The organism is Natronococcus occultus SP4, from assembly GCF_000328685.1.
In the GTDB taxonomy this organism is placed as follows: Archaea; Halobacteriota; Halobacteria; order Halobacteriales; family Natrialbaceae; genus Natronococcus; species Natronococcus occultus.
The window spans coordinates 56,820-69,525 of the sequence record NC_019974.1 but is presented as its reverse complement, the minus strand read 5'-3'; the positions used below and the strand labels follow the sequence as shown (position 1 = coordinate 69,525).

At 65.5% G+C, this 12,706-nt stretch carries 16 protein-coding genes; 8 read left to right on the top strand and 8 right to left on the bottom strand.

Annotation, left to right across the window (positions count from 1 at the left end; all coding sequences use genetic code 11):
* Positions 1–10 precede the first annotated feature (10 nt).
* Both NATOC_RS21630 and NATOC_RS00330 read left to right on the top strand, forming a co-directional pair.
* Entirely contained in the window at positions 11–160 is a 150-nt protein-coding gene (locus NATOC_RS21630) for a hypothetical protein (protein WP_015319409.1), read from the top strand.
* Positions 150–437 carry a hypothetical protein gene (locus NATOC_RS00330; RefSeq protein ID WP_015319408.1) on the top strand — a complete coding sequence of 96 codons (288 nt, stop codon included), beginning with the start codon at positions 150–152 and terminating at the stop codon, positions 435–437. The genes NATOC_RS21630 and NATOC_RS00330 overlap by 11 nt, the downstream gene beginning before the upstream one ends.
* Here the strand turns inward: NATOC_RS00330 and NATOC_RS00325 are convergent.
* Positions 434–661, bottom strand: coding sequence for a hypothetical protein (locus tag NATOC_RS00325; protein WP_015319407.1), 228 nt, complete (start codon positions 659–661; stop codon positions 434–436). The genes NATOC_RS00330 and NATOC_RS00325 overlap by 4 nt on opposite strands.
* Before the next feature lie 90 nt (positions 662–751).
* On the opposite strand from NATOC_RS00325, the gene NATOC_RS00320 reads away from it, so the two are divergent.
* Both NATOC_RS00320 and NATOC_RS00315 read left to right on the top strand, forming a co-directional pair.
* Positions 752–1,471, top strand: a complete 720-nt coding sequence (locus NATOC_RS00320; RefSeq protein ID WP_015319406.1) for a uracil-DNA glycosylase — start codon at positions 752–754, stop codon at positions 1,469–1,471.
* Positions 1,472–1,495: 24 nt separating this feature from the next.
* Complete coding sequence (locus NATOC_RS00315) at positions 1,496–1,930, top strand: Rieske (2Fe-2S) protein (RefSeq protein ID WP_015319405.1); 435 nt, start codon at positions 1,496–1,498, stop codon at positions 1,928–1,930.
* Positions 1,931–1,940: 10 nt separating this feature from the next.
* Here NATOC_RS00315 and NATOC_RS00310 read toward each other — a convergent pair whose 3' ends face one another.
* On the bottom strand, positions 1,941–3,878 hold the full coding sequence (locus NATOC_RS00310; RefSeq protein ID WP_015319404.1) for an MEDS domain-containing protein: 1,938 nt from the start codon (positions 3,876–3,878) through the stop codon (positions 1,941–1,943).
* A gap of 254 nt (positions 3,879–4,132) precedes the next feature.
* On the opposite strand from NATOC_RS00310, the gene NATOC_RS00305 reads away from it, so the two are divergent.
* Together NATOC_RS00305 and NATOC_RS00300 are read left to right on the top strand one after the other, a co-directional pair.
* Entirely contained in the window at positions 4,133–4,552 is a 420-nt protein-coding gene (locus NATOC_RS00305; RefSeq protein WP_015319403.1) for an HIT family protein, read from the top strand.
* Between the two features lie 47 nt (positions 4,553–4,599).
* Positions 4,600–4,830, top strand: coding sequence for a hypothetical protein (locus NATOC_RS00300; protein WP_015319402.1), 231 nt, complete (start codon positions 4,600–4,602; stop codon positions 4,828–4,830).
* On the opposite strand, the gene NATOC_RS00295 is transcribed toward NATOC_RS00300, so the two are convergent.
* From NATOC_RS00295 to NATOC_RS00285, 3 genes are all read right to left on the bottom strand, one after another.
* Positions 4,822–5,808, bottom strand: coding sequence for an A24 family peptidase (locus NATOC_RS00295; RefSeq protein ID WP_015319401.1), 987 nt, complete (start codon positions 5,806–5,808; stop codon positions 4,822–4,824). The genes NATOC_RS00300 and NATOC_RS00295 overlap by 9 nt on opposite strands.
* A gap of 158 nt (positions 5,809–5,966) precedes the next feature.
* Positions 5,967–6,356, bottom strand: coding sequence for a ferredoxin Fer (fer, locus tag NATOC_RS00290; RefSeq protein ID WP_015319400.1), 390 nt, complete (start codon positions 6,354–6,356; stop codon positions 5,967–5,969).
* 164 nt (positions 6,357–6,520) lie between these two features.
* A complete protein-coding gene (locus NATOC_RS00285; RefSeq protein WP_015319399.1) occupies positions 6,521–7,702 on the bottom strand; it encodes an inorganic phosphate transporter in 1,182 nt (393 codons plus the stop codon).
* A gap of 236 nt (positions 7,703–7,938) precedes the next feature.
* Between NATOC_RS00285 and NATOC_RS00280 the strand changes: the two genes are divergently transcribed.
* Complete coding sequence (locus NATOC_RS00280; RefSeq protein ID WP_015319398.1) at positions 7,939–8,460, top strand: hypothetical protein; 522 nt, start codon at positions 7,939–7,941, stop codon at positions 8,458–8,460.
* 16 nt (positions 8,461–8,476) lie between these two features.
* Here the strand turns inward: NATOC_RS00280 and NATOC_RS00275 are convergent, their stop codons facing one another.
* Together NATOC_RS00275 and NATOC_RS00270 are read right to left on the bottom strand one after the other, a co-directional pair.
* A complete protein-coding gene (locus NATOC_RS00275) occupies positions 8,477–8,905 on the bottom strand; it encodes a universal stress protein (RefSeq protein WP_015319397.1) in 429 nt (142 codons plus the stop codon).
* A 41-nt stretch (positions 8,906–8,946) separates the two neighbouring features.
* Positions 8,947–10,128, bottom strand: a complete 1,182-nt coding sequence (locus NATOC_RS00270; protein ID WP_015319396.1) for an inorganic phosphate transporter — start codon at positions 10,126–10,128, stop codon at positions 8,947–8,949.
* A 239-nt stretch (positions 10,129–10,367) separates the two neighbouring features.
* On the opposite strand from NATOC_RS00270, the gene hisA reads away from it, so the two are divergent.
* A complete protein-coding gene (gene hisA / locus NATOC_RS00265) occupies positions 10,368–11,108 on the top strand; it encodes a 1-(5-phosphoribosyl)-5-[(5-phosphoribosylamino)methylideneamino]imidazole-4-carboxamide isomerase (protein WP_015319395.1) in 741 nt (246 codons plus the stop codon).
* A 17-nt stretch (positions 11,109–11,125) separates the two neighbouring features.
* Here the strand turns inward: hisA and NATOC_RS00260 are convergent, their stop codons facing one another.
* Complete coding sequence (locus tag NATOC_RS00260; RefSeq protein WP_015319394.1) at positions 11,126–12,655, bottom strand: TrkH family potassium uptake protein; 1,530 nt, start codon at positions 12,653–12,655, stop codon at positions 11,126–11,128.
* Between the last annotated feature and the right edge of the window lie 51 nt (positions 12,656–12,706).

Below are 12,706 nucleotides of genomic sequence, written 5' to 3'. Positions count from 1 at the left end.
TGTACTCCGCATGGCGATTAACAGTTTGATCGGGCTCACGTTCGTCTTCGCCGTTCTGACGGCGGCGTCGTACGTCGGTACCCGGCTCGCGATGCGGGACGCCGCGATTTGGGGATCCAGCCACGAGGACGTCCCGGGGGAGCGATCCGATGGCGACTGAACCGACCCCCCGATCGCTCGCGGCACGGGACGCGATCGGCCTGCTGGTCGATCGGGCGGTGGTGCAACTCGTCGTCCTCGTCGTGCTGGGGTGGTGGCTGATCGAAACGGGAACGACGGCGAGCGGAGGCGTCGCGTCGCCGGGCCTGCTGAGTGCGCTCTCCGACGGGATCGGCACGCTCACCGTCGTCGCCGGTACGATCTGTTACTACGGGAGCGGACTCGCGCTGTTGGGAAAACTCGTCCACGACGCGGCCGCGCTCGCCAACACCGCCTAGCTCGAACGAAGCGACGCCAGGACCTTCTGATAGCCGATACCGTAGACGCCGGCGTACAGCATGATCGCGCCGATGGCAGCGAGCCAGACCGCGACCATCGCCTCCCCGGAGCCGAAGTGCTGGGCGCTCGCGTACTCGGCGGCGAGCCCGCCCGCGGTGAGCACGACGGCAACAAGGGTGTACAGTAGCAACGAAAGCGATTCTGCAACGAGTTCGGAAGCCATTATCCTCCGAGAGCCGCCTGACGAAGGTAAGCTTGTCCCTCGCCCGTTCCGATCCGACTCGCCTATCCCCCTCGAGCGCCGAGCGAACCCGTGCCAGCTTCGAACGACGACTCCGGACCAGTCGAGCCGCCGTTTCCCGACTCGAGAAACGTCATCGAGCCCGGCTGTCGGCGGTGTCCCGCCCTCGCGGAGAACCGCAACTGCATCTCGTGGGGAACGGGACCGCTCGACGCCGACGTGTTGGTCGTCGGGGAGGCACCCGGCTCCGGAAACCCCGACGCCGACCGCTGGAAGGGCGGCAACTGGACGGGCAAGGCCTACACCTCCCGTCACTCCGGCCGACGGATCCGACGGATGCTCGAGACGGTCGGCTACGACGAGGACGCCTACTACACGAACGCCGTGAAGTGTTTTCCCGCGAGCGAGGAGCCACGCTCCTCGACTGAAAGCGGTGAAACCGCGAGCGAGGACGCCTCGGCCAGCAACCGCGAGCCGACCGACGAGGAGCGGGCGAACTGCCGGGCCCACCTGGTGACCGAGGTCGAGACCCTCGAGCCCGACGTCGTCCTCGCGACGGGCAAACACGCGACGAAATCCGTGCTGGCGGCCGAGGGCCGGGTGCTCGACGGGTTCATCGACGCCGTCCTCGAGCCCGTTCGCTGCGAGACCCTCGACACCTGGCTCGTTCCGATCCTCCACCCGTCCTATCAGGACGTCTGGATCGTCCGTATGGGGTACGAGCCCGAGGAGTATCTCGCCGAAATCGGCGCGACGCTCGAGGAACTCGTCGAGAGCGGCCCCGACGCCTAAGCCACCCGCCGTCCAAGCGAGGGTATGGCGGTTCGCCACCGACTGACGAGCGTCGAAACGGTTCTCGAAGACGGCTCCTGGCTGTTTACGGTGCGGGACGGTCGGGGCGACGAGGAAGAAGTAATCCTCGTCCCCTGTCACGACGACGACCGCGAGCCCGTCGAGGCGTGGATCAACCGGTGTACCCACGAGGACCAGCGACTCCACCGCGAGGACGTCGGCGCCGTGATCCGCGACGGGGAGATCGTCTGCCCGAAACACGGCTCGATGTTCGAGACCTGCTCGGGTTACTGCGACAACGGGGAGGCGGCGGACACGACGCTGGTCGACGTCGAGATCGCCGTCGAGGACGGAGCGGTGTATCTAACCGACGACGACGTCAGCTTCCTCCGGGAGGGCGGGACGAGCGACGACGACGGCGACGAGGGGCCGAGCTCGAGCTCCCACATCCAGTTCTAGTCGGCGCCGATCAGCGCGACGGGGTCGGCGACTCCCCGACAGCGGGCAGCGCGACCGAGAACGTCGCCCCCTCGCCGGGTTCCGAATCGACCCAGATCTCGCCGCCGTGGCGTTCGGCGATCCGCTGACAGAGCGCGAGCCCGATCCCCGTTCCCTCGTACTGCTCGTGGCTGTGCAGGCGGTCGAAAACGGTGAACACCCGCTCGCTGTTCTCGGACTCGATCCCGATCCCATCGTCGTGGACCGAGACGACCCACCGCTCACCCCGCCGTCTCGCGTCGACGTGGACCCGCGGCGGATCGTCGCCGCTGTAGGTGATCGCGTTGTCCAGCAGGTTCTGGAAGACCTGGCGCAGCTGACCCGGATCGGCCTCGACGCGGGGCAGCTCCTCGGCCGTGATCTCGGCGTCGCTCTCCCGGACCGCGAGCTGGAGATCCTCGCGAACGTCCTCGAGCACCGCGTTCAAGTCGACGGGTTCGAAGGGGTCGCCCTTGGTTTCGATCCGGGAGTACGCGAGTAGCCCCTCGATCATGTCGCGCATTCGGTCGGCGCCGTCGACCGCGTACGCGAGGAACTCCTCGGCGTCCTCGTCGAGGTCGTCGCCGTACCGGCGATCGAGTAGCTGCAGATAGCTCGTGATCATTCGCAGGGGTTCTTGCAGGTCGTGAGAGGCCGCGTAGGCGAACTGCTCGAGCCGTTCGTTCGACGCCTGGAGTGCACGCTCGCGCTCCTCGTACTCGAGTTCGTAGGCGATCCACTGGGCCATCAGGTGGTGGAACGTCCGCTCCGCGTCCGAGAACGGACGGTCCCGCGAGTCCGACGAGACGAAAAAGAACGTGCGGTCGGCGCCGGCGTCGGTTTCGACGTAGGTGCCCAGATACGACTGCAGCCCGAACTCCTCGTAGACGCGCGCGTCGCCGTACCCGTCCGATTCCGGATCGTCGACACACTCCGACGGTTCGACGCCGGTGGTGCCGGCACAGAACGTCTCCGAGAGCGGTAGCTCGACGCCGGGCTCGAGATACTCGTGGTCGTCGCTGGCGTACTCGACCTCGAACCGGTCGCGCTCGGTATCGACGCGGGCCATCGCGCCGAGTTCGAGGTCGAACCGCTCGCAGCCGAGGTCGAACAGCCGCTGGAGCTGCTCGCCGAACGAGGCGTCGGGATCGGCCGTGATCTCGTTCTGGCGCACGAGGTGTCGATGGCGTTTCTGGAGTTCGGCCCTGGCTTCGGTGCGGTCGACCAGCGTCCCCATCATTCGATCGAGCTCGCGCTCCGGCTCGTCGGAGCCGAAAACCTCCGCGGGCGGCGCGTAGTAGAAGTTCTGACAGACCGTTCCGTCGTAGATCAGATGAGGGTGGGTCTCGATGATCTCGCGAAGGACCGACGGCGGGAACCGCTCGCGGTCGTACTGACAGAGCGCGATCCCGTTCTCGTTCGGCAGGAGACGGTTGAGTTTACTCTCGTACTCGACGAGCGCCTCGACGGACGCGTCGTGCAGCGCCCAGGTCATCTCGCTGGCGATCCGGAGCCCGTCGTACTCCTCGGTGGCGTTCGCGATGGCGTCCTCGAGAACGGCGATCGCGTCGTCCGGCTCGAACGACCCGTTTCGGAGAAACGAGTCCGCCGCGGTGTGGACCGCCAGTGCACCCGATTCCAGCGCGGCGTCGACGTCGACGCCCGCGTCCCGGAGTCCCTCGAGAATCGCCGTGGGTTCGGTTTCGTCCGCGACGTACACACACCGCTCCCCGCGCTCGAGGCCGCGTTCGACGAACGGGATCACCGTCGAGAGCTGTTCGGTGCGGGACTCGTGGACGAGCGCGAGGTGGTCGTACGAGTCGTGCTCGTCTGCCGGATCGATCGGGCCCGAGAAATCCGACTCCGCACGGAGCGCCTCGAGGCCGTCCTCGAGCCCCAGATCGTCCGCATGATTAGGTAAGTGGCTCATGGTGCGTTCGACGACGGCGTCTATCGGCGGTTCGACGGGGTCCGTGCTGCGAGACGGCGATCGAGGGATAGAACGGAACCCACTTCGGCGGTCGCGATCGGTGTCGGGAAGGAACAAACACAGGGTGATAAGAATCAGGGTTGAATACGCTCCGTGTCGACCAACGGATCCTGACGTCCTCCCACGACCGAAGTCGTGGGCTTTCACGCTGTTCAGCGGTAACCTTCTTACGGCGAGCCGACACACACTGGCGTATGAGCACGATCTTCACGCAGATCGTCGAGGGAGAGATCCCCGCCCGCATCGTCTACGAGGACGAGACCACCGTCGCCTTCCTCGACGCTAACCCGCTGGCGCCGGGCCACACCCTGGTGATCCCGAAAGACGAGTACGAGCGGCTCAACGACGTCCCCGGGGACGTCGCGACGGATCTGTACGCGACGATCCACCGGCTGGTGCCGGCCGTCGAGGAGAGCGTCGACGCCGACGCCTCGACAGTCGCCTTCAACAACGGCGAGGCCGCGGGTCAGGAGGTGCCACACGTCCACTGCCACATCGTCCCCCGCTTCGAGGGCGACGGCGGCGGCCCGATCCACGGCGTCGCGGGCGAGGCGCCCGACCTCGCGGACGACGAACTCGACGGGATCGCCGACGACATCGAGTCCCGAATCTGATCCGGAACCGCCGTGAGGGTTTTGGGCCTGCCGTGTGAGCTACGGGTATGACAGTTCCCGACGTCGGCGCTCGCCTGCGAGCGAACCCCGTCGCGGCGACGATCGAACTCGCGAGCGTCCTCCTCTCGGCGCTGTTGCTCGTCGGAACCGTCGCCCTCCTGTTCGGCGGGCTCCCGATCGGCGCCGAGTGGCCCTGGCTGTCGGTCGTCGTGATCGGAGCAGGGATCGTTCTGTTCTGGACCGTCCTCGTCCCGGTCTACGAACGGTCCCTACAGTAGGGTTCCCAGCAACACGTCGCCGTAGACGAGCGCGATCACGAGCCCGAGAAACAGCGGGACGAGGAAGGGCAGTCCCGGCGAAATCCAGACCCGATCCCGGACGGCGAGCGTCTCGAGTCCCTCTCGCAGCTCCGCCGGGGTCGTTCCGTACGCCGTTCCGTCGATATCGTCAAGAAACGCCGCCGCGCCCCAGGGGTCGTCGTACTCGTGAGAGTCGGCCGCGTCCTCGAGCCCACCGGCGCCGTCGGTGCGGGGACGAGCGCCGACGGCACCGTCGGTCGGCGAATTCGGCTCCGCGGGCAGCGTCGCGGGATCGCGGGCGCGGTCGGCTCGCTCGCGAAGCTGGGCCAGCGTCAGGCCGCGCCAGCGCAGGTACATCCGCAGGGCGTCGAGGTCGAGGCCGCCACCCGCGTCCTCGTCGGGCGCCGACAGCAGCTTGCCGTGGGTCGTCGGTACGCGGTCCCAGGCGACGGGTCTGCCGACGAACATGAGCCGCGTGAACCGTCCGGAAGCCGCGTTGTGGACCGCAAGCACGAGCGGAATCACAAGCGCGACGAGGACGGCGTTGGTCAGAACGGTAAACGAAAACGCCCCGAGGGGTGCCGTCGCGACCGGGAGCGACCAGGTGCCGACCGCGTACTGCGGTACCGTCGGGAACAGCAAGGCGAGCACCAGCAGCGCCTTCCCGTCGGCGGCGCCGAACCCGCCGACCCACCAGCACAGGTACGCGAAGGGGACGACGAACCCGAGGCTGATCGCCGCCGGGACGAGAAACTCGTACTGCCAGATCGTTGAACTAACGCCGCGAGCTAGCAGTCCGTCCCAGACCAACAGCACGGCTCCTAGCAGCGCGAGCGGGATCCAGAGCGTACTCGGGATCCGCCTGGTTCTGACGTCGCGCACGGCGGCCCAGCCGAGGACGGGAACGGCACACAGCCTGAGCAGATCCGGAGCCGTCGCGGCGTCGAGCGGTGTCACGGGTCGCCACTCTCGAGCGCTCCGGCGTTATCTTTTCGGCCGCGGAAGAGGTTGCTTCCAAACTCTCCCCATAGGAAAGTATAGGGGACCGGTTCGTCGAACGAGAGCACCACCGCTACGGGCACGTACAGCAAAACGGAAAGTCGGAGGCCGAGTCGTTAAATGACGCGGTTCTGCAGGTAGTCGAGGTGCTTCGCGTTGTAGACGATCTGCACCTCGTCGGTCTCGGCGGAGCCGATACAGGTCAGACGGACGTTCTTGTCCTCGACCTCCTCGTCCGAGAGGATCTGCTGCATGTCCATGTCGATCTCGCCCTCGTAGACGATCGCTGCGCAGTTCGCGCAGGCGCCGGCACGGCAGGAGAAGGGCCAGTCGTAGCCCTGTGCCTCAGCGGCCTCGAGGATGTACTCGCCCTCGGCGACGTCGAGCGTACCGTAGTCCTCCTCGTCGAGGCCGGCGTCTGCGGCCTGCTCGAAGAGGTCGTCGTCGTCCATTTCCCAGCCCTGGTCGTCTAGCACTTCGTAGTTGAGGTATTCTACCGTGGGCATCACACGGCGATTCGAGGCCCGCCTTGGTATAGCTTGCTGTTCGTTCCGACCCGCTGCCGGCTACTGCAGGCGTCTTACTGACTAACGGGGTCTCAGCGCCGGATCCTGTACCCTCAGTTACCAAAATCGGCGGTTCTCGGGCGCGGGCGAGCGATCGAAACCCATCACAGCCCGAACACGGGAATAAACCGAAACGTGAGGTAGGCACCGACCGTCGAGATGATCGGGACGACGTTTTGCATGAGGATCACTCGCGCTGTCGTCGAGGGGTCGAACAGATCCGACGCTTTCGGGATATCCTCAGGGTTTTCCTCGCCGATCTCTGGTGACTGTTCGCCTTCCTCTTCTGCGGCGAGTGCACCAACCGAGACGTGGGTCTCTTCGCCCTCTCGTGCGTCCGAAATCGTCGTCGTCCGTGAGGCTCGGCCCCATCCGAGCCCGATAATACTCATCGTCGCGATGACGACGAAGCTAGCGGGGATACCGATCCAGGAGAGGCCGACGACGATCGTTGAGCTGATGACCGCGACCACGATCGCGGCCGTCAGCGGCAGGTTGGTGATGTCGTTGCCGAGCGTGTCGAGCGTTCGTCGGGCGATGGTAAAACAGCCGACCGCGACGGCAGCCGACCCGATCAGGATCAGCGGGATCATGTCGACGTCACCGGTACCGTAGATCGGGGCGATTGCGTTCGCGATGTTGCTCGTCCCAGAGGAAAAGCCCATCAGACAGCCGATCCCGACGACGACGAACGCGCCGGTGATCTCGCGGCGGTTGGCCCCCTCACCGAACTGTAGACGGGGGACCGTTCTCGAACGATCGAGCGTGATCATCTCGCGACCTTCGCGGTTGCCTTCGATGGCGATCCGCTCGTTGATTCGCGGATAGAAGTACCGGCCGACAACGCCCGCGACCCAGAATCCGATGATCGGAGCGACGATCCACCAGACGACGATCTCCCCGAGGACGGCGAAGTCGAGCTCGCCGGTCGCGAGACCGAGCGCAGCGATTGCCCCGACGGCGGTCATCGACGTCGAGGCGGGCACGCCGGCGTAGTTGCCGACGAACAGCGCGCCGCCGATGAAAAAGAGGACGGCGACGTTCGACCGCATCGTGAAGATCGCCGTATCGGTGACCAGTTCCTCGCCGAGCGTGTCGACGACGTTCGGACCGATGGTGATCGCGCCGAGGAAGAAAAAGACCGCCATCAGCGCAGCCGCCATGAGCTTCGTGATCACGTTCGCGCCGACGGCCGGTCCGAACGCGGGTCCCGTCGTCGCGCCGCCGATGTTGTAACCGACGAAGGCTGCGACGAGGAGCCCGACAACGAGCAGTAATTCGCTCACAGATATACTTTTCAGAGGAAGCCTAAAAGTGCGCCTGTTCCAAGACCGATTCGCCGCCGAATCCCAAAGGATTCAACCGCTCGCGCGCCGAACCCCGGGCGTATGACCACCGTCCGGAACCGGCTGCAGTCGAGGGATCGGCGATCGATCGAACGTTGGGTGGGACGCGAGCGATGCGATCGCGGCATCGCACGATCGGAAGGTGCCGGGTTGGAGTGGGCGGGTGACGGTCGACGATGCTGAATCCGATTCGAGTCGACGCAGCCATCGATCTCGCCTACGGGGCATTGATCGCGCTCTCGATCGTTCTGATCGCGACACTAGATACCAACATCGGGATCGCGTTCGGCGTTGGCGTCTTTGCCTCCTACGTCGTCCACGTCGTCTGGAAGATGGCCCGGTTCGACCCCGACTGGATGACTCAGGCGGTCGAAGAAACCGTCGGTGAGACCGTCGAGAAACAGGTCGGCGAAACCGTCGAGAAACAGGTTGGCGAAACCGTCGAACAGACTGTCGGCGAGACTGTCGAGCAAACTGTCGGCGAGACCGTCGAGAAACAGGTCGACGAGGTACAGGCCCAGGTCGAGCAGACCGTCGAGGAGACGGTCGAAGAGACCGTCGGTGATACTGTCAAGAAACAGGTCGACGAAGTGCAAGCACAGGTCGAGGCCGTCGACGAACGCGTCGATCGGCGTCCCAGAGAGGAAGAAGTCGAAGAGATCGTCGAGGAGTCCGTCGAGGACGACTCGAACCAGTAGGAACCGGCTTCGCGCGTTAGCGGACGATCGTCACGGGTACCGGAGACCGCTTCGAGACCGTCTCGGCGACGTTTCCAACGAGAAAGCGACGCGTCGCACGGTTCCAATCCTTCCCGTGAGCTCCGAGCACGATCGTCTCGTAGTCGTCGGCGCGGTCGATGATGTTCCGAGCCGGATGCCCGACGCCGACGATCGTCCGGATCTCTCGATCCCGTTCGTCGGCGACTTCGTGGGCGCGGTCGAACACCGGCTCGGCGCGGTCGGCAGCGCCCTCGCTGATGTCGCCCTCGAGGGTCAGCCCTACCGCATCGCCCATCATCATCGACGGAACGCCGACGACGTGCAAGACGGTGACCTCGGCGTCGGGATGGTTATCGAGCGCGTACTCGAGGGCGTGGCTGGCAGGGTCAGAGTCGTCCATCGGAACGAGAATTTGCGAGAGCATGGGCCGAGATACGACAGCCGATGATGTAAGTCTCCTGTCGATTAGGCGACACCCGGAAGAAGCGTAAAGAAACCGTAGGCAAGCAACGTCGACATGGAGGGGCCGATGATCCACATCGAGACGTACTTGATCACCGCTCGCGGGTTAAACAGGTCGCTCCCGTGAAGCACCTCTTCGGTCTCCGCTTCGCCGATCGGGGGCGCCGGTTTATCCTTCTCTTCCTCGGTGACGATCGCGCCCAGTTTGATATCGCGCTCCTGGGCCTCGGTGTCGCGAGTGACCGCCTCGCGGAACGTGATCGGTCGGGTCGCCCGACCCCAGCCGATCCCGACGATCGTCATCACCGTCGCCATCACGAGGCTGATCGGGATCCCGATATAGGAGAGGATCGTCGTGATCGTCGACGCCGTCACCATAACGAAAAGCGCTGCAAGCAGCGGGATATCGCTCAGTTCCCCGCCGACCGAGTCCATCGTTCGGCGAGCGATGGTGAACGCACCGATCCCGATCGCGAGGGTGGCGATGACGACCGCGGTGTTTACCTCCAGTCCGGCCTCGCCGACAAGCGGTGCGGCGGCGTTCGGGACGTTGCTCGCACCGGCGCTAAACGCCATGTAACAGCCGATAACGAGGACGACGGCGGTGGTAGCGACCTCCGACGGGGTCGTGTTCGGCCCGAGTACCGGTTTCGGGATCGCTCCGTCCCGTTCGAGCGTGAGCAGCGGTCCGTCGGTCTTTTCGATCTGTACGCGACGGTTGACCTCCGGATAGATGTACCGGCCGATGATCCCGCCGATCCAGAAGCCGATGATCGGCGTCACGACCCACCACGAGATGATCTCGGCGATCGTCGTGTAGTTGAGCGTCCCGGTCGCCAGTCCGAGTCCGGCGATCGCGCCGACGGTCGTCATCGAGGTCGGAACAGGGACGCCGAAGACGTTGGCGACGAGAATGCCCAGTCCGATAAAGAAGAGGACGGCGACCCCCGCCGATAGCGTGAGATCGATCGTAATGATCCCCTCACTGAGCGTCTCCATGACGTTCTGTCCGACGGTGATCCCGCCGAGAAAGACGAAAACCGTCATGATCGCCGCCGCAGTCGACTTTGTCACGATTCCGGCGCCAACCGACGGTCCCCACGTGATCCCGGTCGAGGAGCCACCGATGTTGAAGCCGACGAAGATCGATGCGATTACCCCGATCAGTAGAAGAGTCTCGACCATTGTTGAGTACTGCGAGTGGTATCTTCAAGTAGATGTTGAACTCTCTTTGTACGCCACGGTGATACTGAAACGGACGGGAGCTTCGGGGTTACCCTAACAGCGACGTCGACAGGAACGACTGCGGTGACACACCGACTCGAAAGGAGTCACTGAAGCGAGAAGCGACGCCGGCGGATCGACGGTCGGTGGCAGTCGCCGGAACCGTCGCCTTTACTCGCCTCGGCCCCGCGCACTCGAGTATGACCGCCGACGCGAGCGACGACGGGTTCGAGGTGATTCCTGCGGTAGACGTCCAGGACGGTGAGGTCGTCCAGCTGGTTCAGGGCGAGCGCGGTACCGAAAAGAGCTACGGCGAGCCCGTCGAGGCCGCCGAGCGCTGGGTCGACGCCGGCGCGGAGACGCTCCACCTGGTCGATCTGGACGGCGCCTTCGAGGGCGAGCGCGCGAACGCCGACGCGATCGACGCCGTGATCGACGCCGTCGACGTCCCCACCCAGCTGGGCGGGGGGATCCGAACCGCAGCCGACGCTGCCGACCTGCTCGAGCGCGGCGTCGACCGGGTTGTCCTCGGCACCGCGGCCGTCGAAAACCCCGAGATCGTCGCCGAGATCAGCGAGGAATACCCCAACAGCGTGGTCGTCAGCCTCGACGCCAAGGACGGCGAGGTCGTCGTCGAGGGCTGGACGGAGGGCGCCGGCGTCACGCCCGTCGAGGCCGCCGAACGCTACGCCGAGCTGGGTGCCGCGGCGATCCTCTTTACGAACGTTGACGTCGAGGGGCAGCTCGAGGGCGTCGCGACCGAGCCCGTCGCGGAGCTGGTCACGGCGACCGAGATCCCGGTGATCGCGAGCGGGGGCGTCGCGACCCTCGAGGACGTACGGGCGATCGAGGAGACGGGCGCAGCCGCGGTCGTGGTCGGGAGCGCGCTGTACGAGGGACGGTTTACGCTCGAGGAAGCGACGGCCGCGGTCGACGACTGAACCGCGTCCGTCGACGGCTACGATTTCCAGAACGCTGGTGTCAGTAGTACGAGCACCGGGATGATCTCGATGCGACCGATCCACATCATGATCACCATCACGCTCCGAGAGGTAACCGAGAAGCCGGCGTAGTTGTCCATCGGGCCGGCGCGTTCGAAGGCGGGGCCGATATTGAGGAAGATCGACGCCGAGGCGCCCATCGCCTCGAATTCGCCGACGGGGTCGCTGGTGCGGGCCGCATCGACGACCACGAAGATCGTCAGCAGGAAGAAGATCACGAGCGTGAGCAGGATGTAGGCGTAGATGTCCCGGACCGTCTCCTCGTCGACGACCTCGTCGCCGAGCCGGAGCGGGCGGATCGCCTCGGGGTGGACCGACGTGAAGAGGCTTCTGCGAAACGCCTTCAGCGTCACCAGCCAGCGCAGCGACTTGATCGAGCAGGTCGTCGAGCCGGCCATCCCGCCGATGAACATACACAGAAACAGGAGGTGTTTCGCGCCGGGCCCCCACAGATCGAAGTCCGTCGAGGCGTAGCCCGTCGTCGTCACCAGCGACGTGACGTTAAACAGTCCGTGTCGGATCGTCGATTCGAGACCCGTATTCACGTCGGGATCGAGCAGGAGGATCGCCACGACCAGCGCAGAGAAAACCCCGAGCGCGCCGATGTAGAAGCGAAACTCCTGGGACTCGAACGGACGGCGGTAGCCGCCCTGCGTGACGTAGTACAGCAGGACGAAGTTGGTCGACCCCAGGATCATGAACGGAATGATCGCCCACTGGACGGCCGGGGAGAAGGCGCCGGCGCTGCCGGGTTCCGGCGAGAAGCCGGCGGTAGCGACGCTGGTCAACGCGTGGGAGACAGCATTGAACGGATCCATGTTCGGTCCGAGCCCGGCCAGGTGAAGCGCGTAGAACGTCGCGGCCGCCAAGACGGTGATACCGACGTACAGCCCCCAGATGAGCCGGGCCGTATCGCTGATGTGGGGCCGGAGCTTGCGGACGTTCCGGGTCTGGGTCTCGGTTTCCATCAGCTGGGCGCCACCGACCATCAGACTCGAGAGCAGACCGATCGCGACGATCAGGATCCCAAGCCCGCCGAGCCACTGGATCAGCTGGCGCCAGAGCAGGATCGCTCGCGACTGGTTCGCGAAGTCCCAGCCGCTCATTACGGTCGCACCCGTCGTCGTCAGCCCGCTCATACTCTCGAAGAGAGCGTTGACCGGTCCGCCGAGGCCGCCGTAGAACGCCGACTGGGGCCCGGCCGCGAGCCCGGCGAGGACGAACGGGACGGCACCGACCGCGGCGACCCCGAGCCAGGTGATCGCGACCATCAGAAACGCCTCCCGCTGGCCGAGCGAGCGCTCCTCGGAGAGGGTCTCGAGCGCGATTCCAACCACCCCGGTAAGAACGATCGCAACGAGAAACGGCAGGGGGTCGTCGCCGTCGAAGACCGCAAGCGCCAGCGGCGCGGCTAGGGGGACGGCGAGCCACTTGAGTACCGTCCCGGTGAGGCTACAGCTCGAGCGCCAGTCGACACGAACGGTCACGCGTGTCCGACGGTGTGGGTGGCGGGTAGATAATGAGTTCGGAACGCGAAC